The organism is Steroidobacter gossypii, assembly GCF_016801985.1.
Classification (GTDB): domain Bacteria; phylum Pseudomonadota; class Gammaproteobacteria; order Steroidobacterales; family Steroidobacteraceae; genus Steroidobacter; species Steroidobacter gossypii.
Window position 1 is genome coordinate 638,031 of record NZ_JAEVLS010000001.1, and the last position, 25,003, is coordinate 663,033.

Below are 25,003 nucleotides of genomic sequence, written 5' to 3' on the forward strand. Positions count from 1 at the left end.
ATACTCAAGTGATCAGCTACAACGTATTCCTGGAGCGCGACCGTTTGCCGGCCGCCGCCGATTGGGCCCGCTCGCTTCGCGAGGCCGGCTTCGACGTTCAGCTGCCGGAGGACTTCGAGCCCGGCTCGCATAGCGGATATTTGCCCTGCCCGGACGATCGCACCGGGTTCGAGTACTACCTGGAATCGTTCACCGCACCGACCATCGAAATCGGCGCAGCCGGAGCCAAGGCCATTGGCGCTCGAAACAGCGTTGCGAATCTGCGCTTCAGCGGTCGCCCCTCGGACCGTGCTGCCGCGGTGGCTGCCGCCGCGACCCTGACCGTCATGACCGACGGAGTGTTATTCGATACAGAAACCGGCCATTTCATTGGCGCCGACGAGGCGCTGCCCTGGGCTCGCAACGAGCGTTACCAACCGCTCGCCGTCTATCGCCGGCGTTCGGCTCGACGCAAAGCGCGTCTCACACCCCCCATCATCCTGCGTTTGCTGATCATCCTGGTGCTGGTGATCATGATCTATTGGCTCAGGAGATAGCCACTCGAGGTTGCGCCGGCGCGCCCTCTGGATTGCGTTCGTGGAACGCCACCACGCAGTTGCGGCCACGCTGTTTGGCTGTATAGAGGGCTGAATCGGCGGCCTCGAAGAATTTGTCCGCGCTTTCGAACTGGCCGCGGTCGAGACACGCATAGCCGATGCTGATGGTGATAGCCAGATCGCCGTGCAATGTTTCTTCAATGGTCCGCCGCAGCCGCTCGCTCATGAGCGCCGCGGTCTGGCAATCGACTCCCGGCAGGATCACGGTGAATTCTTCACCGCCATAGCGGCAGCCCAGCAGCGGCTTGCGGGCAAACTTGCGTAACGCATGCCCCACCGCCTTGATCGCTTCGTCGCCTCGCGCGTGGCCGTGCCGATCGTTGTAACTCTTGAAGTGATCGATATCGAGCACCAGCAGCGACAGCGGCCGTTGTTGCTCGCGCGCTTGCAGAAACTCCTCCGGCAAGCGGTCGTCGAACAAGCGCCGGTTGCCGAGCAGCGTGAGCGGATCGGTGCGGCTCTGGTGCTGCAGCTCGTTCATGCGCGTGCTCAACGTCATGGACAGCAGAATCATTTCCAGCAGCGAGCCGATCTGCCAGCCGTTCTGAGTGAGGAACGTATGAGGCAGCATGCCGAAGGTCTTCAAGAGAAACACCACCGAGCCGCACAGGAACGAGCTCCAGGCGATGACATAGAAGCGCGCCGGCCGCGAACCGAGCGCCATGGCGCTGATGCCTAGCGTCAACATATAGATCACGCCCATCAGCACCAGCAGCGCGATCGGGGCGATGATGGCTGAGTACCGCACGAACGGCGAGGCCAGCAGCAAGACGACGGCGACGCCTTGCACGACTCTCGCCCCGAGGTCCAATCGCGGTATCACTTCCCTGGCGCGCAGAATCATCCGCGAGAACTGCAATCCCGCGAACAAGGCGATCATGATCAGCGCGATCAGACTGGTGTTGCCCCAGCGCGGGCTCTCGGGCCACAGGTACTGATAGGCGAGCCCATTGTGAATCAGCATGTACAGCCCGAACGTCGCCACGTACGCGAAGTAGGCGAGGAACGCCTTGTCGCGCACGGCGATGAACACCAGGCTGCTCCAGACCAGCAGCATGATCACGCAACCGTAATAGATGCCGTACGCCAGCTGCTCGCGACTGAAGGACTCCAGCAGCTCCGGCGAGCTGTAGAGCGACAGACTGATATCGATGGCCCCCTGCGATTGATAGCGCAGGTAGACCACGCGCTCGGCCCCCGCCGGTACGTAGATGGGGAAAACCAGATCGCGATGGGCAATGTCACGAGCGGCGAACGGGCGCCGGTCGCCGGTCCGGTGGGTGCGCCACTGCCCCGGTCCCGTCTGCTCGTATACATCCAGGTAATCGATCAACGGGTAGGTCTGGCGCAGGTACAGCTCCCGCTCCCGCGGCCCCTGGTTACTCAATGTGACTCGGGCCCACCAGACAGAAGTGGTGAAGCCGACGTTGGCCGCCGCCAGGCTCGAGGGGCTGAAGCTCGCGCGGGTCACATCGTCGACGGACAGCGTGCCCGCCGGGTCTTCGAGCAGCCCGATGTGGCGACTGAATTCCTGCACGTGGATTCGTTCGGCGGCGGGCAGCACGAATATCGGCTCGGCCTGCACGGCGAAGGTGGTGAGCACGAGCATGAGCCACACCGACACGCATGCCGCGACCCGCCGAGCAAGGCGCTGGGTGGAAACGGCAATACGAAGCGGCGTCATCGGCACTTTGTCCTCCCTCTAGGTGTGCCCCGCTGCCCCGGTGCGAATGGCGGCAACGAACGGCGCGCAGTATGCGACACGGCGCACTCGCTCGCGACGTCCGCGGTCATGAAATATTGGAATTGTGATGTCGTCAGCGGGCGGTGTGTGAGCCGGTCGGTACCTTCCGCTGCGCCGATGTGACGCATACGTGCAAGCGGCCGGGACGCCCTCGCCGCCGGACTCAAAGACCAAAACAAGGAGCGCTTCGATGCGGCGGCTGATGAAATGGTTGTTGGCCCTGGTGGGTGTGCTGGCCGTGCTGGCGGTGGCCGTCTTCGCCTGGTTCGTGCTGTGGCCGGTGCATACCATTCCAGCGCTCGAGCAGGTCGACGAGTACGTGTGGCTCGACCAGAACTGGGGCGCAGGCCAGAACAGCCCGCAACGGCAGACGTACTATTACACCCCCCAGGGCACCTCGATGCCGCAGGGCGCCTCAACCGGCGCGGTTCGTTATGACTGGTTCGTGAATCTGGAGCTGCCTTTCTCCAGCGAGCGCTTCGCCGCGCCCGATCACATGCGCAAGTACCGTTTCGTGGTCGATCCGGAGCCGAGCCCGGCCAATCCGCATCAGCTGCCCATCGGCTTCACCAGGCACTTCGACCCCGCCATCGGCGAAGACGTGCTGGACATCACCTGCGCCGCCTGTCACACCGGCGAACTCCATTTCACCAAGGACAATCGCACCTACGCCGTGCGCATCGACGGTGGCGCGGCGATGCATGCCTTCACCGACTTTTCACGCGGCGACTTCGCACCGCTGCTGCTGGCCTCGCTGATCGACACCGCGGTGAAGCCCTGGAAGTTCGATCGGTTTGCCGAGCGCGTGCTCGGCTCGGGCTATCCCGACGCCAAGGCCGAGTTGAAGTCGGCGTTGTGGGCGAGCATCAAGGCCATGCTGAGCAGCGGTCAGAACAATCCGTTGCGCAAGTTGTATCCCGTGCACGAGGGCTTCGGCCGCACCGACGCTCTGGGGCGCATCGGCAACACCGCGTTCGGCGATCATCTCACCGCCGACAACTACCAGGTCGGCGACGCGCCGGTCAGCTATCCCTATCTTTGGAACATCTGGAAGTTCGACTGGGTGCAATACAACGGCTCGGTGGCCCAGCCGCTGGCAAGAAACATCGGCGAGGCGCTGGGCGTCGGCGCCATCTCTCCCTGGCGCAACGGTATGCTGCAACCGTTGCCGCCGGAGCACCGCTTTCGCACCAGTGTCGATATCCCGGGCTTGCAGCGTATCGAGCATACGTTGCAGCAGCTCACGCCTCCGCAGTGGCCTGAGCATATTTTCGGTCCCGTGGATCGCGCCAAGGCGGAGCAAGGCGGCAAGTTGTTCGAGCAATATTGCCGCGAATGCCATGGGCCTCACGTGGCCGAGGCGGCTCGTCAGCAAGCGAGCGCGCCGCTGAAGCCGTTCCCGGAAGTGGAATGGCGCATCGAAGTGATTCCACTCGATCACATCGGCACGGATCCGAAGGCCGCCCAAGGCTTCATGTCGCGCCGTTACGATTTGTCCCGCACCGGCTTGACCAATGCCGAACTGGCCGACGCCCTGCGACCTTTGCTGGTTCGCTCGCTCGCGCGCGATGCGAGGTTCCGTCTGCATGAAGTGGTTCGGTTGCGTGAAGCGCAGCAGTTGCCGGTGGGCGAGCTGCCCACATTGCTTGCCAGCTATCCCGATCCCGACGCCAATGCGACGCCGAGCTTGCCGCAGCAAAGCTTCGAAGCCATCGATTCGGCGTTGGAAATATTGCTGTCGCCCGTGCCAGTTGTGTCTGCGGACAAGCCTGCGGATCCGCTCGACTGCGGATTGGATTGCCACACGCTCAATCTGTTGTGGGATGTGCGCTATGGCACGTCCAGTATCGACAAGACGGTCGGCGCGCTGGATGTGACTCGGCTCACCGAAGGTCTGGCGCTGAACCTGGTCGGTATTTTGATCAAGAACCGTTTCTATGCCGACTACGGCATCGACTACGCGACTCAGCAATGCCTCGAAGGTTTCGGCGCTCTCGATCTGCCGCAGCAGATCCTTGGCTACAAACCGCGCCCACTACAAGGCGTCTGGGCCACGCCGCCGTTCCTGCACAACGGCTCGGTGCCTTCGTTGTATCAAATGCTTTTGCCGCCCGAGCAACGGGATAAACGTTTCTTTGTCGGACGCCGTGATTTCGACCCGGTGCACGTGGGCTATGCAACGCAACCCGATCCGAAGACCGGGGGCGATGGGTTCTGGTTGGATACGTCCATTCCGGGCAATCTGAATATCGGTCATGCGTTTGCCGCGGATGCTGCCTCGTGGAACAAACACTTGCAGGATCCTGCTTCGAACCCATTACCTGCAGGCGTGATTGGCCCCTTGCTCACTGACGAACAACGCTTCGCGTTGGTCGAGTACCTGAAGATTCACCAGGACCCACCCACGCCGGCGGACTTCTCTGCTCCGCAGTGTGAATTGTTCGGTCGCTCGTTGTGAGATCGCCGGAAACGAGGGGGTTGCCAAGCCCCTCGCCGCTCCGCCATTCTCTGACGCAACTCTTATTTCTTAGCCCGCGCAGCCAACGTAGCGAGCAGCGCGTCGAACGGCTCCTTGAACTTCTTGACGCCCTCGCGCTCGAGCTGCGCGCTCACTGAATTCAAGTCGATGCCGAGACCACGAAGGCTCTGCACAGTTTCCGCAGCGGAAGAAAGATCCTCTTCGATGCGCACGGCCGGAGAGCCATGATCGCGATAGGCGTCGACAGTAGCAGGCGGCAGAGTATTGACCGTGTTGGGAGCGATCAGCGCCTCGACATACATCGTATCCTTATATGCCGGATCCTTGCTCGAGGTGGACGCCCATAACAGACGCTGCGGCTTAACGCCTTTATAAGCCAGCACCCGCCACCGATCCCCATGGGTCCACTCTTTGAAATACTGATAAGCCAGCCGCGCATTCGCGATAGCAGCCCGACCGCGTTGAGCCTTGGCTTCCGGAGCAGACATCTTGTCCAGCTGCGCATCGACCAGCGTATCGATACGACTCAGGAAGAAACTCGCCACCGACGCAATCTGATCGATCGGCTTGCCGGCGCGCGAACGTTTCTCCAAGCCGGCCATGTACGCATCCACGACCGCTCGATACCGCTCCACGCTGAACAGCAAAGTGACATTGATATTGACGCCCGCCGCGATCAACTCGGTGATCGCCGGCAACCCCGCCTCGGTACCCGGCACCTTGATCATGGCGTTGGGCCGATCGAACGCCTGCCACAACCGTAGCCCTTCGGCGACAGTGCCCTGCGTATCATCGGCAAGATGGGGCGACACTTCGAGGCTGACGAAGCCGTCCGTCCCGCCGCTCGCATCGTAGGTCGCCCGAAACAAATCGGCCGCCGCCTGCACATCTTCTAGCGCCAGCGTCTCGTAGATGTCGTTGATGCTGCGACCCGCAGCGGCCAGCGACGCGATGGCCTCGTTGTATTCAGCGCCTTCGCTGATCGATTTGGCAAAAATGGCCGGATTCGAAGTCACGCCGGCTAGCGCATCGTCAGCGATCAGCTTCGCCAGGCGCCCGTCGCGCAGCCAGCCGCGCCGGATGTCGTCGAGCCAGATGCTCTGCCCCAGCTGGTGAACCTGACGGAGCGGGTTGGCGCCCGCGGCTTTGATCTGATCGGCTTTGGCATTCATCTGTATCTGGCTCCGACGCTACTCTGCGATGCACTCATGCGATTGTATAGGACCGGATTGCGATTACGCTTGTAGCGGCAATACTGCAATTCCGCCGAGGCGCTTGTTTCGAAGGTTTCGCTGAGTATGCTCCGCCCAACAACTGGTCAGAGCCCCGCGCCTTCGCAAACAATGTATCACCTGCTCGTGTCACCCCGCGTGCTGATCGTGGCGACCTTCATCGCTTCGGTCACCTTCGTACAGTTTCGCGGCCGCGTACGGCACAAGCTGTCGCGCCTGGTAGCGGATCACGCCAACCTGCTCGCCCCGTACAACAGCCTGATGTATCTGTTCTCGGCGGTGAAAGCCAAGCCCTATGCCGACGTGCGGGAGTTTCCCGAACTGAAGCAGGTGACCGAGCAGTGGCAGATGATTCGCGAGGAAGCGCTCAAGCTGTTCGATGAAGGTCACATCCGCGCGGCCGCGGGCTATAACGACATCGGCTTCAACACGTTCTTCAAGCGCGGCTGGAAGCGTTTTTACCTGAAGTGGTACGGCGACTTCCTGCCCTCGGCCTCGGCGCTGTGTCCGAAGACGGCCGAGCTGCTGGCAAAAATTCCTTCCATCAACGCAGCAATGTTTACACTTTTGCCGCCGGGCTCGCGGCTCGGCGCGCATCGCGACCCGTTCGCCGGCTCGTTGCGCTATCACCTGGGCCTGAGCACGCCGAACTCCCCGGACTGTTACATCGTGGTGGACGGCGAGAAGTATTACTGGAAGGACGGCGAAGCGGTGATGTTCGACGAGACCTACATCCATCAGGCCGAGAATCGCACCGATCAGACTCGCGTGATTCTTTTCTGCGACATCGAGCGACCGTTGTCTAACCCCGTGATGCGATGGATCAATCGCACCATCGGGCGCGGCATGATTCGCGCGGCGGCAACACAGAACGTGCCCGGCGAGCACGTCGGCGTCCTGAATCATATATTCTCTTACGTGTATCGAATTCGCGCGCTCGGCCTGCGCATCAAAGAGTGGCACAAGCCCACTTACTACGCGCTGAAATGGTCGCTGCTCGCAGTCGTCGCGTACGGCATCTTCGTCGGATTTTGAAACAGTTGTTGGCGTCGGCCCGACAAACGGGCCGTCCGCCACGCGGATGCGCCGCCCGTTGAGCCTTCAATTATTTCCGCCGCGGCGCTAATCGAAGCTGATAAATCGCGTCAACTCCCGGCGCGACACACGAGCGATTTCCAGCATGGAACTTCCGTCCGTGCGTGTCGTTGCTTGCTTATCCTCGGCATGGTTTCTGCAAGCCTGATTGGCCAACAAGGCTCGATGTCGAAGGACGGGAGTTGCAACAATGATGCGCCTCGGACTCGTCTGTCTGGTTCTACTGTTTCCTGCACTCGGCCACGCCTGCGAAAGCGTCAATCGCGAGCAGTGCAAGCAGCGCTTCGCGGCGCTGGTGAACTACCGCACGCAGGCCATCACCACCGCATTCGGCGATCTGCTCGGCACCTTGCCCACCGCGCTCGAAGTGCGTTTCGTCGGCACCAAGGAGTTGGTCGACGGCAAAGAAATCTACGATCAACAGAATCACACGCTGGTGTTTCCGCGTCGGATGCTGAGCTCCAAGGTCCCCAACCCGCTGCGCGCCGCCGCTTACTACTGGCCGTTCTATGAAAACGAACAGTATCGACATGCGTTCCCGGTGGTGGAGGCCATCGATCAATTGATCTGGAGCGCGTACCTGCAGGAAGCGGCCAGGGCGAGCGGCCTGTCGTGGCCGCACAAGGACTGCAAGTCAAGCGATCTCGGGCAGCGGCTGCCGTGCGAGATGCTGGTGGAAGGCATCAACGAACATCTGAAGGAAGTGCGCACGCCGATCTTCAACGCCAACCGGCTCGATATGATCTGGCCGGAGGATTTTGCGGGCTTTCGCCGCAACCTCTGGGACAAGGGCGATCAGACCTATCTGGACGTGCAGCGCTACGGCGGAATTCTGTTGATCGGTCCGCTCATCGATCAATTCGGCGTGCCGCGCGCGCTGGCTTATGTCGCCAGAACGCCGTTCCACGTCGAGGACAACAACATGCGCCTGTCGGCGCAGCGTTACCAGGAACGCGCGCGCAAGGTGCTCGACTGAACGGCTACCACATCAGGTCGTCGGGCACGACGAAGTCCTTGTACGGATCGTCCTCGGCGGGCTTGGATTCTTCCTGGTTCAGCTTCACTACCGAGCGCTCGTCGCGCTCGCGCAGGCGCTCGGCGATTTCGGCAGGCACCAGGTCGTAACGGCCTTCGCAACGGGCGATCGCGATGCTGCCGCCCATCAGCTTTTCACGCAGCGCGTTGTCGGCGGTGATCCGACGCACTTTGCCGCGGTCGATGAAATTGAAATATTCATCGCTGTCCGGCTTGGGCAGGCGGTGTTGCTCGATGATCTGTTTGATCTGCGCCCAGCGCTCCTTGCGCTCCTGATTCTCCTGGCGCTTGCGATTCAGCTCGGCGTCGCGCGCAGCTTTCTCGGCCTGAGCCTTGGCACGGGCTTCGGCGGCGCGCTTCTCCTGCTCTTCACGCAGCTGACGGTTCTTGGCCTGCTGGTGTTGCTGCTGCTTTTGCTGCTGTTCGACCTGGCGCGCCTGCTTCTTGCTGCCGAGGCCGGCGGCCAGTAACTGCTCGCGCAATGACATGCTCATCGAAGGCTCCGCACGGACTCCCTTTGGGACGGCGCCATTCTACGCAAACCGGTCCCGGCCGCGAGTGCGACAGCGCTCGAAAATCAGGCAGGTTGCAATCCGCCGCCGCGCACTGTCTGAATTTCCCGGCGCGGCGGAGCCCCGAACAGGCGGCGGTATTCGCGACTGAACTGCGACGGGCTTTCATACCCCACGCGATGCGCGGCAGCGGCCGCTTCCAGCCCTTCCATCAGCATCAGACGGCGCGCTTCATGCAAGCGCAGCTGTTTCTGGAATTGCATGGGCGACATCGCCGTCACCGCTTTGAAACGATGATGCAGCGACGACTCGCTCATATGCGCGGCGGCGGCAAGATCCTCGATGCGCAGCGATTCAGTGAATCGCTTGCGCAACAGTTCGATGGCGCGCGCGACCCGATTCACCTGACTGTCCACAACACACAACTCGCGCAACCGATGCCCCAGCTCGCCAGTGAGCACGCGGTAATGAATCTCTCGCAGCACCAGGGGCGCGAGAATCGCGGCGTCGCGCGGCTGTTCCAGCAACCGAGTCAGGCGTAGCACGGCATCCAGCAGCGGCGGACTGGTGCGTGCGACATACAAACCACGATCGGTCGAGGGTGGCACGGCGCTGCGTCCCACCTGCAACAGCAGCTCGCCGATCATGCGCGCGTCCAGCTCCAGGCGCAGACACAGATAGGGCTTGTCGGCGGTCGCTTCGAGCACATGACCGATCGCCGGCAAGGTGACCGACACGGTGAGATAGTTCAGCGCGTCGTAGTAATAGACCTCGTCGCCCACCATCGCGCGCTTACGCCCCTGGACCACGATGCACAGGCTCGGCTCGTACAGCGACGGCGTCGGCGTCGAAGGCGAGTTGGCGCGCATGATCGTCAGCCCTGGAATGGCCGACGGGTGCATGCCCTCCCCGGGCGCCAATCGCGTCACCAGCGCGGCCAGTTCGGCCTGCTGCTGATCCAGGTTGGGAAGCTCGACAGGAGGCGATTCGGGGCTGGACTCGACGGCGCTCATGGCTGCGGCTGCAACGATAATCAGGCTAGGCGGTAACCGCCATATCAGCACACAGCCCGGCTTTTGTCCCGGGTCGGCAGGCCACCTTTGCAGAATCGGGCAAGAACCGAAGAGGAATCGGTGAGCCGGCTCAGGCGCCCTGGCGAGCCGGCACTGCAAACAGACGCTCGAGGTCGGTGGCGTCCAGCAAGCGCCACTGGCCCATCGGCAAAGCGCCGAGCTCGAGCCCGCCGACCCGGCTCCGATGCAGCGTCTCGACGTGATTGCCGACCGCGGCGAACATGCGACGCGCCTGATGGTATCGACCTTCGGTGAGCGTGAGTCGCGCCTGGCGCGGCCCGAGCACTTCGAGATGCGCCGGCGCGAGCGGCTCTCGCTCCGATTCGAGCATCAGTTTGCCGCTCGCGAAAACCTTCACTTCGTCGCCACGCAAATCGCGCGCCAGCGTGGCCTCGTAGACCTTGGGCAGTTTGGATTTGGGCGAAACAATCTTGTGCAGCAGTTTGCCATCGTCGGTCATCAACAACAGACCGGTGGTGTCGCGATCCAGTCGACCCACCGTCGCGACCACCGGGCTGCGCTGACGGAAACGCGGCGGCAACAAGTCATAAACAACCTGGCCAGGGTCGGACGTCGAGCAGGTGTAGCCGGTCGGCTTGTGCATCATCAGCAACATGCCGGGCGGCGGATCGAGCGGCTCGCCATCGATGCGCACGCGTGAGTGCTCGACCTTGTCATCCGAGTACAGCACCTCGCCATCGACGTCGGTGATGCGGCCGTCACGAAAGATCGCGAGCACTTCCTTGCGACTGCCGTAACCCAGATTGGCGATGAGCTTGAGCAATTTCATCGCGCGCTCCTGCCCGCTTTGGACGCCGCCTTGGCGCGCACGGCGGCGATGATCTTGTAGCCATGCTGCTGAGTCACGGTTCGCACGGACTCGAAGTTTTCACTCAGCACCGATTCGTATGGCAAGTGACGATTCGCCACCAGCCACAACTTGCCACCGGGCTTGAGCGAGTCGGCGGCCACCGAGATGAAACGCCGCCCGATGTCGGGGCGGTCGATGCCGCGCTGTGCGTGAAACGGCGGATTGGTGACGATCACGTCGTAGGTATCCGGCAATCCCGCCGCGACATCGTGCCATCGGTAGTCGATGGGCGTGCGCGCCTCGAAACCCTTTAGATTGACGCGCGCGAGTTCCAACGCGCGGTTCTCGGCTTCATATATATCGAGCGCGGCGATGCCAGGGCAGCGAGTCAGCAACTCCGCCGACAGGTAACCGAATCCGCCACCGAGATCGGCGGCGCGACCGCTCAACGTCGCAGGCAGATGCTCGGCCAGCAGCGCCGAAGCCACGTCGATGCGATCCCACGCGAAAATACCTGGACGACTCATGAACCGTCCGTCGGCGATAGCGCGCGGTTCATCCAACGACTGCCAGTGAGTCAGCAAGGAAAAATTCAGCCGGGCCAGCGAAGCGGTCCAGAACACGCGACATTTGTTCTTGCTCATGGACTCGACTTCGCCCGTGAGCTGCGCGAGATCCGCTTCACCGGATCGCGCGCCCTCATCGTTGCTCTGACACGCAATGATTCGACCGCCCGGCTTGGTCATCGCGACCGCGCGCGCCATGAGGGCACGCGCTTCGTCACGTTGCCGAGGCGGCAGGATCAGCACCAGTTCATAAGTTTTCGGCGCATCCTTGGCATTGACGGCGAATCCGGCTTGCAGCAACGCGTCCGCTTCGGGCTTGAATGTCTGTTCGCAAAACAGTCCCGGCAGCGGCTGCTGGCGCAGGGGCCAGCCGTCGCGCGCACGAAGAAACATTGCACCGCCGGCGGGCCACTGCAGACGACCGTCGCTGAAAGGCAGGAACAGCGTTTCGAGCGCCGCGTCGTTGCGATCAGCCGGCATGCGACTGCAACAGCTTTTCGGTCGCGGCGAGCAGCACGCAGACGGCCACACCTTCGGCGGCCTGGGTCACTTCCGGCAGTTCCGGAAAACTCGGCGCGATGCGAATGAAACGATCCTGCGCATCTTTGCCGAGCGGGTGCGTAGCACCCGCGGGCGTGAGTTCCACGCCGGCTTCTTTCGCCAACTGCACGACGCGCTTGGCGCAGCCGTCGAGCACCTCGAGCGAAATGAAATAGCCGCCCTTCGGGCGCGTCCAGCGCGCCACGCCCGAATCGCCGAGGTGCTGCTCGAACGTCTTCAGCACCTGCTCGAACTTGGGCGCGAGAATCTCGCGATGCCGATCCATGAGCGCCGCCACGCCGCCATTGGTGTTGAACAAACGAACGTGGCGCAGCTGGTTCACCTTGTCGCCACCGATGGTGCGCATGCTCATCTGCTTCAGGTACCAGGCCACGTTGTCCTTGGAACCGGCGAACAAACCGACGCCCGCGCCAGCGAATGTAACTTTGGAAGTCGAGCCGAAGATGAAAGCGCGATTCGGATGGCCGTGGCGCGCGCAGGCTTCGTCGATGTTCGTTATCTCGATGTGCTCGTGAGTCAGGTGATGCACGGCATAGGCGTTGTCCCAGAACAAACGAAAGTCGCGGGCCGCGGCCGGCATCTTGGCGAGCCGCTCGATGGTTTCATGCGAATACACCGTGCCGCACGGGTTGCTGTATTTGGGCACGCACCACATGCCCTTGATCTGCGGATCGGACGCGACCAGCTGTTCCACCACGGCCATGTCGGGGCCGGTATCGAGCATGGGCACGGGGATCATTTCGATGCCGAACTGCGCGCAGATCGAGAAGTGACGATCGTAGCCCGGCACCGGGCACAGAAACGCGATGCGCGATTCGCGCGACCATGGCTTGTCGCTGTCGACGGTGCCTTTGAGCATCGAATAAACGACGGCATCATGCATGAGCGCGAGACTGGCGTTGTCGCCGAGAATCACGCGATCCGGGCTCACACCGAAGATCGGCGCCAGCTGCGCACGCAGCTCGGGCAGGCCCTGCAACTCACCGTAGTTGCGAGTGTCCACGGCGCCGGCCATGTAGTCGCCGCCAGGCAGGCTCAGCAGCTCGTTGCACAGGTCCAGCTGTTTCGAGGACGGTTTGCCGCGGGTCAGATTGAGTTTCAGCTTGCGCTCGGCGAAAGCCTGATAACGGCGGCGAACGTCTTCATGGGCGGCGCGCAACTCGGCGATGCCCCGAGAAGTCAGATCAAGACTCGTCAGATTGGACATGGAAGGAGCCAGATGGGGGGTGGATTCGCGGCTGCGAATCTTAACGGCTATTCTCGACCCATGACATCAATACTAATCGTCGGGGCCGGCGCGGTCGGCGCCCTGTTCGGCTCGGCACTGGCCCGGCAGGGCGCGCAGGTGTCGGTGGTTTGCCGCTCGGACTACGAGGTGGTCTCGCGTGAGGGCTATGACATCACCAGCCCGCTGCTCGGCAATCATCGCTTCAAGCCGCACCAGGTGTTTCGCGAAGTGGCCGAATGCAAGACCCCGCCGGAATTCCTGATTCTCACGGTCAAAGTGCTGGAAGGAGTGGATCGCGCCGCCCTGATCCGCCCGGCCGTCGGGCCCGGCACGGTGATCGTGCTGATCGAGAACGGCATCGACATCGAAGGCGAGATCGCCGCCGCGTTTGCCGAGAACGAGCTGCTCAGCGGACTGGCACTGGTCGGAGTCGGCCGCGGTGCGCCGGGCAAAGTGGACCACCAGATGCTGGGCCAGCTGAACCTGGGGCGTTATCCGGAAGGCCCTTCAGCAGCGGCAGATCGGCTCGCGGCCATGTTCAACGCCGGCGGCATCGGCTGCAAAGTGACCGAAAACGTGGTCGGCGCGCGCTGGCAAAAGGCCGTGTGGAACGCGACCTTCAATCCCGTCTCCATCACGGGTGGCATGCTCGACACCGCAGTGATGCTGGGCACGCCCGAGTCGACAGCGTTCATTCGGCGGGCGATGCAGGAGGTGTGCGCGATCGCGGCGGCGGCCGGCCATCCCATGCATCCGAAGCTGATCGAGCAACTGATCGAGGGCACCAGGGCGATCCCGCCCTACCACACCAGCATGGCGCTGGATTACAAGTACCGCCGGCCGATGGAGATCGAAGCCATTCTGGGCAACACCGTGCGCGCTGCCCGCAAACATGGCGTCAGCGCTCCGATCCTGGAGACGCTGTACGCGCTCACTAAAATGATTGAAGCGAGACTCTCGGCAGCAAGTTAGCCGAGATCAGGTCCCGGCAGCTTTCTTGGCCCGCGCCTTCGGCGGCTGCTTCACCGCATGCAGCACATTATCGGCCACGCGCGACATCCAGCCGCCGGAGTACAGCATCATCTTCAACGTGTGCAGCAGCACCTGGCCCGGCCCTTCCACCGCCAGGCGGCAGTCTTCTTCGATCTTGCAGTTCTGCATTTCGAAGAGGCCGTTGCCCTCGATGATCAGATTGGTGTCCTTGAAGTGGCAATCGACGAACGACTTGCCGTCGAGGACCACGCGCTGGCCGGTGAAGGTTTTCCCGCGTACCTGTTTCATCTTTGTGTAACTTCTGAAAATTGCCGACGCCCCATGCGGAGCGCCCGTGAGCGAGGCGGTCTTTCTACACGAATGCGCCGGCTCTTGCACGGGCCGGCGTCGTAGGGGAAGCTGCCGGCCGCATGCGTCTATGTAGATTCGATACCGACAGAGTCGGGGTGCTTCGCGGCGACAACGTGGTCGATGTGACCTCCGTCCTTGATTCCATCCCCGCCACGCGCTGGCCCATCGACCCTGGCGACCTGCTGATCGCCAATATCGACCGGCTGCGCGGCATGATCGAGCAGACCGCGCTGTCCGGCATTCCGCGCCATCTGGCCGACTGCGCGCTGAAAAGCCCGGTCGCCAATCCGAGCAAGATCCTGGGCGCGCTGAAGAACTATCACCAGCCGGCCGACGACGCCGACTATCCGGTGAGCACCCTGGAGCGCGACGGCCTGTTCCTGAAAGCCACCAGCTCCATCGTCGGGCCGTCCGAGGGCATCGAGCTCACCTTGCCCGGCCGGCAGCACGAGCACGAAGTGGAGCTGGCGGTCGTGATCGGATCCTGGTGCCGCAACGTCAGTCGCGAGCGCGCGATGGATCATGTCATGGGGTACACAGTAGCGCTCGACATGACCGTGAAGGGCACCGAAGAACGCAGTATGCGCAAGTCTGCGGACGGCCATACCGTGCTTGGGCCTTGGCTGATTACCCGCGATGAAATAGCAGATCCCGCAACGCTGGGGCTGTGGCTGCAGGTGAATCGACAGGCGCGCCAGCGCGGCAACACCCGCAATCTGCTGAACGACGTGCCTCGACTGATCGAATACGCCTCGTCGTTCTTCACCTTGTATCCGGGCGACATCATTCTCACCGGCACCCCGCCGGGCGCCGGTCCGGTGGTGGCGGGCGACGTGATCGATGCCGGCATTGTCGGCATCGGGTCGATGCGAGTGGAGGTTCGATAGAAGACGGGGCCGTCGATTGTCTCGACGACCCCGCGTTAGCTAGCGACCGAACATTTATTTTGTCGAAGCGAGCAACCCCCATCGGGGCCGCTATCGACTTGCTTCTGGCACTAGCCCCGTCCCTGGGTCATCACTTCCTCTTTCGCGGCTTTTGCGCCGCCTTCTTCTTTCCCCCTGAGCGCGTCTTGCTCTTGGCCTTGGCCGGGCGGGCGACTGTCCTGGCGCCCTTTCTGGCCGCGGTCTTTTTGCTGCCGGCGCTCTTGGCGGCCGGCCGCTTCTTGCTCGATTGCTTGCCTGCTTTTTTCTTGGCAGGCGCTTTGGATTTCTTGCTCGACTTCCTGGCCGGCGCCTTCTTGGCCGGACCCTTCTTGGCCGGTGCCTTTTTCGCCGGTGACTTCCTGGCAGGCGCCTTTTTGGCGGGCGCTTCCTCGGTCGGCGCCTCGGTGGCAGGCGGCGCTTCCTTGGCCGGTGCTCGCTTGCGAGCCGGAGCCTTCTTGGCAGGCGCTTTTTGCGCCGGCTCTTCGGGCGGTCGATCGGCCGGCGGCGCCTGCTCCTCGGCCGGCGTCTCCGAATCCTCCACGACCGGCGGCGGGCTTTCTTCGCTCAGGCTCAGCTGTTCCTGCTCGGGCTTGGGCTGCTTGGCTTTCTTGGGCTTGGCGGTTTTCGCCTCGGCGGCCTTTTGCATATCGGCCGCCCGGGCATGCGCTGCGAACATCGCGCCCTGCGGATCGAGCGCCTGCACGATCCAGTCGCCGCCCGGCACTTCCATGGGACCGTTGACGATCTTGCCGCCGGCGGATTTCACTTTCTTGGCGGTCTGGTTCACATCCTTGACCTGCACGTAGCTCACCCATGCCGGGCTCGCCCCCTGCATGGTCATCATGCCGCCGAACTGCACGCCGCCCAGCCCATAGACCAGATACATGCCCATCTCGCCCATGTCGTGCTCGGACAGCTTTTCCCAGCCGAACAGCGCCGAGTAGAAATCGAACGCACCCTCATGGTCGGTGCTGGTCAGCTCGTGCCACGAATGCTCGCCCGGCTTGGGCGGCGTGATCTTGCCGTAGTCATCGGCGGATTCGTATATGCCGAAGCGAGCGCCGTACGGATCCTGCAGCACCGCGTAACGGCTGCCGGTGGATAAGGTCGCAACATCCTTGACCACCGAGCCGCCCTTTTGCTTCGCAAGCTCGATGGTCGCGTCGAGATCGCCAGTGCCCACATAGGGTAGCCAGTGTGCGGCGGAGCCGTTGCCCCCCACGGTGGCGCCGACCGGACCGCGCGCGGCGGCGAACATTACGTAAGAAGCGTCTTCTTCCCAGGGCTGGCTCTTCCAGCCGATCGCCTTCCCATAGAACGCATGGGCGGCGTTGGAGTCCGGCGTCACCAGCTCATGCCAGACGAATCGTCCACGGACACTCTGATCAGCCATCGCGATCTCCCTCGATGAGACTTTGTTAGGTGTTGCTCGTTCCGATCATCAAGTGACGTTCATTGGCGGCTGAGCATACTCCGCTCGTTGACGCAAAAGTAGTCAACACTCGACGCACATTCTCACATTGCATGTTTGTTGTGTGATCGATGCGCATGAGCGAGGCGCACACTTGCCAAAAACTGGCGATGAGGTACAACAGCACGCCAGAATTCGCACCTTCACATCGCACCAACTCAACGGATCTCATGAGCACCACGCCTGAGGCGCGGCCGACCCGCCGTGCATTCGTGGGTCTTCTCGGCGCTTCGGTCGGCGCCTTGGCGCTCGTCACCTCGCTGCCCGCGCCGGCGGCGTTGGCGGGTCAGCCGCCGTTGCAGATCTGGTTCATCCGCCACGGCGAGAGCGAGCTCAATGTGCCCGGCACGCCGCGCACCGTGCCGGATGGCGGGGTGAGTTATCCGTTGACGCGACGGGGTGTGGAACAGGCGCGCGCGCTGGCTGAATCGTTGAGCGACGCACCCATCGCGAAGATCTACACCAGCACCCATCTGCGCGCCATTCAGACTGCGGACGCGCTGGCCCTGGAGCACCTGCTGCCGCTCGCGCTCGCGCCGGAAGCGGTCGAGATCGACTTCGGCGTCGGCGTCAACAGCGGCCAGGATGTGCGAGCCGTGTACAGCGAGCTGTCGCGTAAGTGGTTAATCGAAAAAGACCTGGATGCGCGCCATGGCGACGGCGAAAGCTTTGCCGACGTGCAGCGCCGGTTCCTGCCGTTTGTGCGCGAAGTAATGAACCGTCACGCGCTGGATTCCGGCATCGTGGTAATCGTCGCGCACAGCGCCACCTTGGGCTTCCTGGTGCCGGTGCTCGCCAACAATGTGCCGGCCGATTTCGCTTTGCGCCATCCCTTGCCCAACACCGGCATCATCAAGACCGAGCTGCGCGACAGCCGGCTGTTCTGCACCGAATGGGCTGGTCTCACCACCTTTGGTGAATAGACTCGCTGACGCTACCATGCCGCCGCGCTAAGCATGACGGCATGGGCATCGGCAAGGGGGCACGGCGGCAGGATGATAAAAACAGCATTCTGGATTCTGGTGGCGCTGGTCGGCGCGTTCGCGGTCGGCGGTATCGCACTTCATCGCGGCGAAACCATCAACGCCATGTGGATCGTAGTGGCCGCGCTGTGTATCTACAGTCTCGGCTACCGCTTCTACAGCGCCTGGGTCGCGGCGAAGGTATTGAGCGTCGATGCCACGCGCGCCACACCGGCGCTGAGGCTGAACAACGGCCGCGACTTCGTGCCGACGCATCGCTGGATCGTGTTCGGTCATCACTTCGCGGCCATTGCCGGCCCCGGCCCACTGATCGGCCCCACGCTCGCCGCGCAGTTCGGCTATCTGCCCGGCACCCTGTGGATCCTGGTCGGCGGCGTGCTCGGCGGTTGCGTTCAGGATATGACCATCCTGTTCCTGTCCACGCGGCGCAATGGACGCAGCCTGGGACAGATGGCGCGCGACGAACTCGGCCCGGTCGGCGGCTTCGCCGCCATGCTCGGCACGCTGACCATCATGATCATCCTGATCGCCGTGCTCGGCCTGGTGGTGGTCAATGCGATGAAGCACAGCCCGTGGGCCACTTCGACTGTGTTCGCGACCATTCCGATCGCGGTTCTGATCGGCCTGTACCTGCGCAATATCCGCCCGGGCCGCGTGTTGGAAGGATCGCTGATCGGCCTGGCGCTGTTGCTGCTCGCGGTGGTCGGCGGCGGCTGGGTCGATTCGCATCCGACGCTGCGCGAGCTGTTCAACCTGGACGGCAAGCCGCTCGCGTGGTTCGTGATCGGTTATGGTTTTATCGCTGCTGTGCTGCCGGTGTGGCTGCTGCTCGCGCCGCGCGATTACCTCTCCACCTTCCTGAAGCTCGGCACAGTGTTGCTGTTGGCCCTGGCCGTGATCCTGATGCGTCCGGAAATTCACATGCCGGCCGTCACTCAGTTCATCGACGGCAGCGGCCCGATTTTCGGTGGCGCGCTATTCCCGTTCGTGTTCATCACCATTGCGTGCGGCGCCATCTCGGGCTTTCACGCGCTGGTGTCCAGCGGCACCACGCCGAAGCTCATCGGCAATGAAGCCGACGTGCGGATGATCGGCTACGGCAGCATGATGCTCGAGTCCGGGGTCGCGGTCATGGCCATGATTGCGGCGACGCTGCTGCAGCCGGGTGTGTATTTCGCCATCAACAGCGCGCCGGGCATCGTCGGCGTCACGGCGGAAGCGGCCGTGGCCACCATCTCGGGCTGGGGCTTCCCGGTGACGGTCGAACAGATGCAGTTCCTGGCAAAGGAGATGGGCGAGTCCACCTTGTTCGCCCGCACCGGCGGCGCGCCTTCGCTCGCCGTGGGCATGGCCAGCATTTTCTCCAGCGCCTTCGGCGAAAGCATGCTGGCGATCTGGTACCACTTCGCCATCATGTTCGAGGCAGTGTTCATTCTGACCACGCTGGACGCCGGCACCCGCGTCGGCCGCTTCATGTTGCAGGATGCGCTCGGCCATATCTGGAAGCCCATGGGCGAGACTTCCTGGTATCCGTCGGTGCTGATCGCGAGCGCTCTGGTGGTGGCCGGCTGGGGTTACTTCTTGTACATCGGCGTGGTCGATCCCAATGGCGGCATCAATATTCTCTGGCCGCTGTTCGGCATCGCCAATCAGCTGCTGGCCGGCATCGCGCTGTGCGTGGCCACCGGCATCCTGATCAAACAGGGCAAGCTGCGGTATTGCTGGGTGACGGCGGCGCCGCTCGCGTGGCTGGCCATCGTCACTACCGCCGCCACATGGGAAAAAGTCGTTTCGAGCGATCCACGCGTGGGCTTCCTCGCTGCGGCCGACAGCCTGGCGGCCAAGCTGGCCGCCGGCGCGTTGCCCGAAGCGCAGGCGGCCGTGGCTCCGCAGCTCATTTTCAATCAGCGGCTCGATGCGGTGCTGGCAGTGCTGCTATCGTTGATTCTTTGGGTGGTCATCGCCGACATGGTGCGGGTCAGCCTGCGGGTCGTGCGGGGCCAGCCGGTGCCTCCGAACTCGGAAGCACCCCATGTCCACATCAACTCGATCGGCCCGAGCAAGATCGGCGCGGAGGCGGCATGAACATGCAACGATTGACGCTGTGGGTGGCGGCGACCTGGAACACGATCCGCTCGCTCGCCACCGACGACGCTTACGACAAGTACCTGGCGCACCATGCCCAGGCGCACGCCGGCTCGCCGCCCATGAGCCGCCGCGCGTTTTATCTCCAGCAGCAGCAGAGCAAATGGACGGGCGTGTCGCGCTGCTGCTGAAGATTTCAGTACACCGTCACACCACGAACCCGTGTTTCACGATCGGCAACCTGCGCAGCCGCTTCCGAGTCGCCGCATAAATCGCGTTACAAACTGCCGGCGCAACGAGCGCGACGGTGGGTTCGCCCATGCCGCCGGGCTTCTCGTCGGTGTTCAGCAGGTGTACCTCGATCGTCGGCGTCTCGTTCAGACGGAGCAGCCGATACGTATCGAAGTTCTGTTCCTGAACCTTGCCGTTGGCCACGTTGATCTCGCTGAACAGCGCCGCGGTCAAACCAAACACGATGCCGCCCTCGGCCTGCGCCTGCACGATGCCGGGGTTCACCATCTGCCCGCAGTCGATCGCGCACACGATGCGATGGACCTTGAGCTTGTTGCCTTCGAGTGAGATTTCCGCGACCTGCGCGAGATACGTGTCGTAGCCCGACATCAACGCCACGCCTTGATGTCGTCCCGACGGCGGACTGCCCCAGTTGGCCTTGCGAGCGGCCACGTCGAGCACCGCCAGCCAGCGCGGCTCCTTGCCGAGCAAGGAACGACGAAATTCCACCGGATCGAGCTGCGCCTCGGCCGCCAGCTCGTCCATGAAGCTCTCGATGGTGAAGCAGTTGATCGCGTGACTCACCGAGCGCCAGTAACCGACCTCCAACCCGACTTCGTGCTGCAAATAGTCGATGTATAGATTCGGCACGTCGTAGGGAAAGTTGTGAGCTGCCTCCACCGAGAACGGATCCGGCGTTCCCTGCGGCACGGCGCCCGGCGCCCATCGAGATGTGATGGAAGGCGCGACCATATGAATCTTCACGGTGTCGAGCTTGCCGCTCGAATCGAATGCACCGGACAAAGTGTTGCGCGCTGGCGGACGATACTTGTCGTGCGTCGTGTCGTCCTCACGCGTCCATAGCAGTTTCACCGGTTTGTCGAGCGCCTTCGCGCATTCGACTGCGGCCGGAACGAAGTCGACCTCGAGCCTGCGACCGAAGCCGCCGCCGAGAAACGTCGTATGCACCAACACCTGTTCCGGCGGCAGCCCCGCCGCCTTCGCGGCCGCAGCCTGCGCCATCTGTTGCACCTGAGTAGGCACATATAAATGACAAGCGCCGTCCCGGAACTCGACGGTGCAGTTCTGCGGCTCCAGGGTCGCATGGGCGAGCATCGGCAGTTCATAGGTCGCCTCGACGCGGCGTCCGTTCGCTTTCCAGCCTGCGTCGGCATCGCCTTGCTTGCGCACTTCCAGGCCTTTGCCGCTCGCGGCGTTCTTCAGGCCGGCATAGATCGAGGCATTGCTCAGCTTGGCGGCCGGCCCGGCATTCCACTGGATCTCCAAGGCATCGCGCGCCTGCTTCGCTTGCCACCACGAATCGGCCACGACTGCCACGCCCGAGGATGTTTGTAACACCTCGCGCACGCCGGGCATCGTCTTCGCCTTGTCGGCATTGAAGCTCCTCACGCTCGCGCCCAGTTCCGGCGGCTGCGCCAGCGCGGCGTACAACATGTTCGGCAATCTCACATCGATGCCGAACCGAGCCGAGCCGTCGACCTTGGACGGAGTGTCCATTCGGGTCGCGGTCTTGCCGACGTATTTGAATTCGTTCTTGCCTTTGAGCTGCACGTTCTGCGGCGGCGGCAACGCCGCGGCCGCTTCCGCCAGCTCGCCAAACGACTTGCGTCGGCTGGTGAATAAAACATAGCCGTCGGCGACGGTGCAGGACTGAGGCGGCGCGTTCCACTCATCGGCCGCGGCCGCAATCAGTCGAGTGCGCGCTTCTGCACCGGCCATGCGGATCTTGTCCCACGCCTCGCGAACGCTGGTGCTGCCACCGGTCGCTTGCGCGCCGAGCATCTTGTTCACGTATTCGTTTCCAGGCGGCGCGAACTCGACCTTGATGACATCGGGCGCGACCCCGAGCTCTTCGGCGAGCAGCGTCGGCAAGGCGGTGTACACGCCCTGCCCCATCTCCGATTTGTCACAAAACATGGTGATCGAGCCGTCGGTGCCGATCTGCAGGAAGGCATTGGCTTTGACCAGCTTGGGCGGACCGGCGTTGCTGGCCGCCTGCTCCGGCTTGCTGCAGCCGGGTAAGTAACAGGCGATGACCAAACCGCTGGCGGCGGTGGCGGTGGATTTGATGAAGCCGCGACGTGAAGTTGCCATCTCAGCCACCCTCCTTACCTGTCGTACCCGCAGGCTGCGCGAACGCAGTCGCGCGGCTGAGCGTATCCCGCGGGAGACCAGCAGCTATTGCGGCCGCGCGGTGAATCGCTTTTCGAATGCGCGGATACGTGCCGCAGCGACAGATGTTGCCGCTCATGGCGGCATCGATGTCCGCATCCGAAGGTTTGGGATTTTGTTTGAGCAGAGCGATCGCGGACATGATCTGCCCGGACTGGCAGTACCCGCACTGGGGCACATCGATCTCCATCCAGGCACGCTGCACCGGATGGCTGCGATCCGGCGACACGCCTTCGATGGTCGTGACGGCCTTGCCGGCCGCGCTTTCCACCGGAGTGATGCAGGCACGCGTCGGGGCTCCATCCACATGAACCGTACAGGCCCCGCATAGGGACATGCCGCAGCCGTACTTGGTCCCCGTCAACCCTAACGAATCCCGTAACACCCAGAGCAGCGGTGTATCCCCCGCCACATCCACTTCTCGTGGCTCGCCATTGACCGTGAGCTTGATCATTTAGAAATCCTCACCGGCTTGGAGTTGTGCGCGCGACTATAGGCCGACGAGAAGAAATTCACACTCTGTGGTCTTGCAGCGCAAAAGCCGCAACTGAACGGCCGGCCTGAACGAACAGCTGCATCGACACAGTGTCGTTTCGACGCGACGTTTCGCGTCGGAATGTTTGACACGTTTTGGTTGCCTGTGTCATTAACCGCAGCTCGTTCAACGTGAGGAGTGCCGACATGGCGTTGTGGAAAGATCAGTACGGCAGGGAACAGAACACACCCGATCCCGCCCCGGAAAAACCCGCGGCGACCGTGGCCGCCGTCGAAACCGCTCGCACGGCCGCGCCCGCTGCACGCTCCGCCGCTGCGGTCGATGCCAAGGAATCGGTGCTGGCTGCGGGCCTCACCATCGAAGGCAAGATCGAAGGTTCCGGCAATGTCCGCGTGGCCGGTAACTTCAAGGGCGACGTGCACGTGAACGGCAACCTCACCATCGAGCAAGGCGCCAAGATCACCGGCAGCGTCCGCGCCAACACCGTCGTGGTCGGCGGCGAGCTGGAAGGCAATATCGATGCGGCCACCCGCGTGGAGCTGTTGCAGACCGGCGTGTTGAACGGCGATCTGAAGGCCGGCTCCCTCACTGTCGCCGCGGGCTCACGCATGCGCGGCCGAGCGGAATTCGGCTGGGACGATAAGGGCGGCAAGTAACCCCGATGCCCGTGATCGGTACGGGACGGTCGGCGACCGCGGGCAAGACGCGCATCTGCCCACACTGCAAGTCGACCATCCTCGAAAGCGCGAGCATCTGCCCGGCTTGTCAGCATCACCTGCGCTTCGATCCCAAGGCGGTCGCTGAACGGCGCGCGCAAGCGACGTTCTCGGCGCTGCGGGTCGAAGGCGCTTTCCGCCATCCGGCGGAAGGCGAGGCCTGGGAATACTCGGTCGTGATTTCGGTGCGCAACGACCGGGGCGACGAAGTGTCGCGCCAGGTCGTCGGGGTCGGTGCGCTCGGCGCCAACGAAGGGCGCACCGTGACAGTCTCGGTGGACGTGTTCAAGCCGCCCGAGAAATAAGCTCCGAAATATCGCAAACTGGCGTCATGCCACGTTTGTATCTGGTCCGACACGCCAAACCCGCAGCTGCCTGGGGCGAGGACCCCGATCCGGGCCTCGACCCCACCGGCATGGAACAGGCACGCGCCACGGCGGAGAGTCTAGCTGGCTCTCTGTCGCGGCTGCCGCTTTACACCAGTCCGTTGCGTCGCTGTCGCGAGACTGCCGAACCGCTGGCGCAGATCTGGTTCTGCGACGCCGAGCCGATGGCCACGGTGGCGGAGATTCCGTCGCCGCCCATCGATCTGGCCGCACGTCACGATTGGCTCATCGCTTCCATGCGCGGCACCTGGCAACAGCTGCATGCGAATGCACCCGCCGGTTCGATCGACTATTTGCAATGGCGACGCACGCTGATCGATGCACTGCTCGGCATGAATCACGACTGCGTGATCTGCACTCATTTCATCGCGATCAATGTCGCGGTGGGCGCCGCGCAGAAGCGCGACGAGGTCGTGTGCGTTCGCCCGGACTATGCTTCCGTCACGGTCATCGGCAATGACGATGGCAAGTTGCGACTGATCGAGCTCGGACGCGAAGCCGATACGCTGGTGCTGGCCAGAACCAGTTCGATTGCCACCCAGTGAGTGCCTGACACGGCGGCAGTGCGCGCTACCAGTCAAAAGACTCGTGATTCAGAGCGCCGAATATTGGCGCCGCTGGCCGGAGACCGGAATGTAACCGCGCTCCTATAATCCGCGACTCCAACGATTCCCCACGCCCGATTCACCAGGCAGGAGTTGCTCATCATGAGTCTGTACGAAGTCTCGATTCCCACGTTCCTGCTGACGCTGCGCAATCTCAAGGCCATTCTGGAAAAAGCGGTCGCGCATGCCGAAGCTCGCAAGTTCGATCCCAACGTGTTCGCCAGCCAGCGGCTGTTCCCGGACATGCTGCCGCTGAATCGCCAGGTGCAAATCGCCAGCGACGCGGCCAAGGGCGCGGCGGCGCGCCTGAGCGGCACCGAGCCGCCGAAGTTCGAAGACACCGAGACCACCATGGCGGAGCTGATCGCTCGCGTCAGCAAGACCATCGATTATCTGCAAGGCTTCAAGCCCGAGCAGTTCGACGGCGCCGACGACCGCATCGTCACCGTGAAAACGCCGCGCAACGAATTCAACTTCAAAGCGCTGGATTACGTGCGCCACTGGGCGCTGCCGAATTTCTTTTTCCACGTCACCACCGCTTACGCGCTGTTGCGCCATGGCGGCGTGGAGCTTGGCAAGGTGGATTACCTGGGTCCGGTGCCTCACCTCTGATTCGATTCGTCGGGGCCGGCCCC

Annotated in this window: 24 protein-coding genes; 13 read left to right on the top strand and 11 right to left on the bottom strand. The window is 63.0% G+C overall.

The window, feature by feature from the left end:
• The first annotated feature begins 8 nt into the window (after positions 1-8).
• A complete protein-coding gene (locus tag JM946_RS02875; RefSeq protein WP_203165627.1) occupies positions 9-536 on the top strand; it encodes a hypothetical protein in 528 nt (175 codons plus the stop codon).
• On the opposite strand, the gene JM946_RS02880 is transcribed toward JM946_RS02875, so the two are convergent.
• Positions 526-2,280: a diguanylate cyclase gene (locus JM946_RS02880; protein WP_203165628.1), complete on the bottom strand. Its 1,755-nt coding sequence runs from the start codon at positions 2,278-2,280 to the stop codon at positions 526-528. The genes JM946_RS02875 and JM946_RS02880 overlap by 11 nt on opposite strands.
• Before the next feature lie 250 nt (positions 2,281-2,530).
• On the opposite strand from JM946_RS02880, the gene JM946_RS02885 reads away from it, so the two are divergent.
• Positions 2,531-4,798 carry a di-heme-cytochrome C peroxidase gene (locus JM946_RS02885; protein WP_203165629.1) on the top strand — a complete coding sequence of 756 codons (2,268 nt, stop codon included), beginning with the start codon at positions 2,531-2,533 and terminating at the stop codon, positions 4,796-4,798.
• A 62-nt stretch (positions 4,799-4,860) separates the two neighbouring features.
• On the opposite strand, the gene tal is transcribed toward JM946_RS02885, so the two are convergent.
• The gene (tal, locus tag JM946_RS02890) at positions 4,861-5,991 is read right to left on the bottom strand and encodes a transaldolase (protein WP_203165630.1); all 1,131 of its coding nucleotides are present in this window, start codon (positions 5,989-5,991) and stop codon (positions 4,861-4,863) included.
• Between the two features lie 171 nt (positions 5,992-6,162).
• Here tal and JM946_RS02895 point away from each other — a divergent pair, with 171 nt between their 5' ends.
• The gene (locus tag JM946_RS02895; protein WP_407700491.1) at positions 6,163-7,086 is read left to right on the top strand and encodes an aspartyl/asparaginyl beta-hydroxylase domain-containing protein; all 924 of its coding nucleotides are present in this window, start codon (positions 6,163-6,165) and stop codon (positions 7,084-7,086) included.
• Between the two features lie 250 nt (positions 7,087-7,336).
• Positions 7,337-8,122, top strand: a complete 786-nt coding sequence (locus tag JM946_RS02900) for a hypothetical protein (RefSeq protein WP_203165632.1) — start codon at positions 7,337-7,339, stop codon at positions 8,120-8,122.
• 4 nt (positions 8,123-8,126) lie between these two features.
• On the opposite strand, the gene JM946_RS02905 is transcribed toward JM946_RS02900, so the two are convergent.
• The 5 genes from JM946_RS02905 to JM946_RS02925 all read right to left on the bottom strand — a co-directional run bounded on the left by JM946_RS02905 (position 8,127) and on the right by JM946_RS02925 (position 12,911).
• Positions 8,127-8,675, bottom strand: coding sequence for a DUF2058 domain-containing protein (locus JM946_RS02905; protein ID WP_203165633.1), 549 nt, complete (start codon positions 8,673-8,675; stop codon positions 8,127-8,129).
• A gap of 83 nt (positions 8,676-8,758) precedes the next feature.
• Positions 8,759-9,706, bottom strand: a complete 948-nt coding sequence (locus JM946_RS02910; RefSeq protein ID WP_203165634.1) for an AraC family transcriptional regulator — start codon at positions 9,704-9,706, stop codon at positions 8,759-8,761.
• A 130-nt stretch (positions 9,707-9,836) separates the two neighbouring features.
• Positions 9,837-10,556, bottom strand: coding sequence for a pseudouridine synthase (locus JM946_RS02915; protein WP_203165635.1), 720 nt, complete (start codon positions 10,554-10,556; stop codon positions 9,837-9,839).
• Entirely contained in the window at positions 10,553-11,623 is a 1,071-nt protein-coding gene (locus JM946_RS02920) for a class I SAM-dependent methyltransferase (RefSeq protein WP_203165636.1), read from the bottom strand. The genes JM946_RS02915 and JM946_RS02920 overlap by 4 nt, the downstream gene beginning before the upstream one ends.
• Positions 11,613-12,911 carry an aminotransferase class I/II-fold pyridoxal phosphate-dependent enzyme gene (locus JM946_RS02925; protein WP_203165637.1) on the bottom strand — a complete coding sequence of 433 codons (1,299 nt, stop codon included), beginning with the start codon at positions 12,909-12,911 and terminating at the stop codon, positions 11,613-11,615. The genes JM946_RS02920 and JM946_RS02925 overlap by 11 nt, the downstream gene beginning before the upstream one ends.
• Positions 12,912-12,971: 60 nt before the next feature.
• On the opposite strand from JM946_RS02925, the gene JM946_RS02930 reads away from it, so the two are divergent.
• Positions 12,972-13,904, top strand: a complete 933-nt coding sequence (locus tag JM946_RS02930) for a ketopantoate reductase family protein (RefSeq protein ID WP_203165638.1) — start codon at positions 12,972-12,974, stop codon at positions 13,902-13,904.
• A gap of 6 nt (positions 13,905-13,910) precedes the next feature.
• Here JM946_RS02930 and JM946_RS02935 read toward each other — a convergent pair whose 3' ends face one another.
• Positions 13,911-14,213, bottom strand: a complete 303-nt coding sequence (locus JM946_RS02935) for a hypothetical protein (RefSeq protein WP_218042563.1) — start codon at positions 14,211-14,213, stop codon at positions 13,911-13,913.
• Between the two features lie 122 nt (positions 14,214-14,335).
• Here JM946_RS02935 and JM946_RS02940 point away from each other — a divergent pair, with 122 nt between their 5' ends.
• The gene (locus JM946_RS02940; RefSeq protein WP_203165640.1) at positions 14,336-15,163 is read left to right on the top strand and encodes a fumarylacetoacetate hydrolase family protein; all 828 of its coding nucleotides are present in this window, start codon (positions 14,336-14,338) and stop codon (positions 15,161-15,163) included.
• A 130-nt stretch (positions 15,164-15,293) separates the two neighbouring features.
• Here the strand turns inward: JM946_RS02940 and JM946_RS31170 are convergent, their stop codons facing one another.
• Positions 15,294-16,595 (bottom strand): VOC family protein, encoded by a 1,302-nt coding sequence (locus JM946_RS31170; RefSeq protein ID WP_203165641.1) that lies wholly within the window; start codon positions 16,593-16,595, stop codon positions 15,294-15,296.
• Between the two features lie 248 nt (positions 16,596-16,843).
• Here JM946_RS31170 and JM946_RS02950 point away from each other — a divergent pair, with 248 nt between their 5' ends.
• The 3 genes from JM946_RS02950 to JM946_RS02960 all read left to right on the top strand — a co-directional run bounded on the left by JM946_RS02950 (position 16,844) and on the right by JM946_RS02960 (position 19,932).
• Positions 16,844-17,596 carry a histidine phosphatase family protein gene (locus JM946_RS02950; RefSeq protein WP_203165642.1) on the top strand — a complete coding sequence of 251 codons (753 nt, stop codon included), beginning with the start codon at positions 16,844-16,846 and terminating at the stop codon, positions 17,594-17,596.
• A gap of 72 nt (positions 17,597-17,668) precedes the next feature.
• The gene (locus JM946_RS02955) at positions 17,669-19,741 is read left to right on the top strand and encodes a carbon starvation CstA family protein (protein ID WP_230979432.1); all 2,073 of its coding nucleotides are present in this window, start codon (positions 17,669-17,671) and stop codon (positions 19,739-19,741) included.
• Positions 19,738-19,932, top strand: a complete 195-nt coding sequence (locus tag JM946_RS02960; protein ID WP_203165644.1) for a YbdD/YjiX family protein — start codon at positions 19,738-19,740, stop codon at positions 19,930-19,932. The genes JM946_RS02955 and JM946_RS02960 overlap by 4 nt, the downstream gene beginning before the upstream one ends.
• A gap of 16 nt (positions 19,933-19,948) precedes the next feature.
• Here the strand turns inward: JM946_RS02960 and JM946_RS02965 are convergent, their stop codons facing one another.
• Both JM946_RS02965 and JM946_RS02970 read right to left on the bottom strand, forming a co-directional pair.
• Positions 19,949-22,087 (bottom strand): xanthine dehydrogenase family protein molybdopterin-binding subunit, encoded by a 2,139-nt coding sequence (locus tag JM946_RS02965; RefSeq protein ID WP_203165645.1) that lies wholly within the window; start codon positions 22,085-22,087, stop codon positions 19,949-19,951.
• A 1-nt stretch (position 22,088) separates the two neighbouring features.
• Entirely contained in the window at positions 22,089-22,619 is a 531-nt protein-coding gene (locus JM946_RS02970; protein ID WP_203165646.1) for a (2Fe-2S)-binding protein, read from the bottom strand.
• Between the two features lie 227 nt (positions 22,620-22,846).
• On the opposite strand from JM946_RS02970, the gene JM946_RS02975 reads away from it, so the two are divergent.
• The 4 genes from JM946_RS02975 (at position 22,847) to JM946_RS02990 (ending at position 24,980) form a co-directional block, all read left to right on the top strand.
• The gene (locus tag JM946_RS02975; protein WP_203165647.1) at positions 22,847-23,317 is read left to right on the top strand and encodes a bactofilin family protein; all 471 of its coding nucleotides are present in this window, start codon (positions 22,847-22,849) and stop codon (positions 23,315-23,317) included.
• A gap of 14 nt (positions 23,318-23,331) precedes the next feature.
• A complete protein-coding gene (locus tag JM946_RS02980) occupies positions 23,332-23,682 on the top strand; it encodes a hypothetical protein (protein WP_407700504.1) in 351 nt (116 codons plus the stop codon).
• A 26-nt stretch (positions 23,683-23,708) separates the two neighbouring features.
• Positions 23,709-24,308 (top strand): histidine phosphatase family protein, encoded by a 600-nt coding sequence (locus JM946_RS02985; protein ID WP_203165649.1) that lies wholly within the window; start codon positions 23,709-23,711, stop codon positions 24,306-24,308.
• Positions 24,309-24,470: 162 nt separating this feature from the next.
• Complete coding sequence (locus JM946_RS02990; RefSeq protein WP_203165650.1) at positions 24,471-24,980, top strand: DUF1993 domain-containing protein; 510 nt, start codon at positions 24,471-24,473, stop codon at positions 24,978-24,980.
• Positions 24,981-25,003: the final 23 nt, after the last annotated feature.

What these genes read in the sequence shown, in the direction of transcription:
- JM946_RS02880 (WP_203165628.1), bottom strand. Translation starts at nt 2,280, where the DNA reads ATGACGCCGCTTCGTATTGCCGTTTCCACCCAGCGCCTTGCTCGGCGG.
- JM946_RS02955 (WP_230979432.1), top strand. Translation starts at nt 17,669, where the DNA reads ATGATAAAAACAGCATTCTGGATTCTGGTGGCGCTGGTCGGCGCGTTC.
- JM946_RS02940 (WP_203165640.1), top strand. Translation starts at nt 14,336, where the DNA reads ATGCGTCTATGTAGATTCGATACCGACAGAGTCGGGGTGCTTCGCGGC.
- tal (WP_203165630.1), bottom strand. Translation starts at nt 5,991, where the DNA reads ATGAATGCCAAAGCCGATCAGATCAAAGCCGCGGGCGCCAACCCGCTC.
- JM946_RS02900 (WP_203165632.1), top strand. Translation starts at nt 7,337, where the DNA reads ATGATGCGCCTCGGACTCGTCTGTCTGGTTCTACTGTTTCCTGCACTC.
- JM946_RS31170 (WP_203165641.1), bottom strand. Translation starts at nt 16,595, where the DNA reads ATGGCTGATCAGAGTGTCCGTGGACGATTCGTCTGGCATGAGCTGGTG.
- JM946_RS02915 (WP_203165635.1), bottom strand. Translation starts at nt 10,556, where the DNA reads ATGAAATTGCTCAAGCTCATCGCCAATCTGGGTTACGGCAGTCGCAAG.
- JM946_RS02990 (WP_203165650.1), top strand. Translation starts at nt 24,471, where the DNA reads ATGAGTCTGTACGAAGTCTCGATTCCCACGTTCCTGCTGACGCTGCGC.
- JM946_RS02910 (WP_203165634.1), bottom strand. Translation starts at nt 9,706, where the DNA reads ATGAGCGCCGTCGAGTCCAGCCCCGAATCGCCTCCTGTCGAGCTTCCC.
- JM946_RS02905 (WP_203165633.1), bottom strand. Translation starts at nt 8,675, where the DNA reads ATGAGCATGTCATTGCGCGAGCAGTTACTGGCCGCCGGCCTCGGCAGC.
- JM946_RS02925 (WP_203165637.1), bottom strand. Translation starts at nt 12,911, where the DNA reads ATGTCCAATCTGACGAGTCTTGATCTGACTTCTCGGGGCATCGCCGAG.
- JM946_RS02985 (WP_203165649.1), top strand. Translation starts at nt 23,709, where the DNA reads ATGCCACGTTTGTATCTGGTCCGACACGCCAAACCCGCAGCTGCCTGG.
- JM946_RS02885 (WP_203165629.1), top strand. Translation starts at nt 2,531, where the DNA reads ATGCGGCGGCTGATGAAATGGTTGTTGGCCCTGGTGGGTGTGCTGGCC.
- JM946_RS02975 (WP_203165647.1), top strand. Translation starts at nt 22,847, where the DNA reads ATGGCGTTGTGGAAAGATCAGTACGGCAGGGAACAGAACACACCCGAT.
- JM946_RS02950 (WP_203165642.1), top strand. Translation starts at nt 16,844, where the DNA reads ATGAGCACCACGCCTGAGGCGCGGCCGACCCGCCGTGCATTCGTGGGT.
- JM946_RS02930 (WP_203165638.1), top strand. Translation starts at nt 12,972, where the DNA reads ATGACATCAATACTAATCGTCGGGGCCGGCGCGGTCGGCGCCCTGTTC.
- JM946_RS02935 (WP_218042563.1), bottom strand. Translation starts at nt 14,213, where the DNA reads ATGAAACAGGTACGCGGGAAAACCTTCACCGGCCAGCGCGTGGTCCTC.
- JM946_RS02895 (WP_407700491.1), top strand. Translation starts at nt 6,163, where the DNA reads ATGTATCACCTGCTCGTGTCACCCCGCGTGCTGATCGTGGCGACCTTC.
- JM946_RS02965 (WP_203165645.1), bottom strand. Translation starts at nt 22,087, where the DNA reads ATGGCAACTTCACGTCGCGGCTTCATCAAATCCACCGCCACCGCCGCC.
- JM946_RS02960 (WP_203165644.1), top strand. Translation starts at nt 19,738, where the DNA reads ATGAACATGCAACGATTGACGCTGTGGGTGGCGGCGACCTGGAACACG.
- JM946_RS02920 (WP_203165636.1), bottom strand. Translation starts at nt 11,623, where the DNA reads ATGCCGGCTGATCGCAACGACGCGGCGCTCGAAACGCTGTTCCTGCCT.
- JM946_RS02970 (WP_203165646.1), bottom strand. Translation starts at nt 22,619, where the DNA reads ATGATCAAGCTCACGGTCAATGGCGAGCCACGAGAAGTGGATGTGGCG.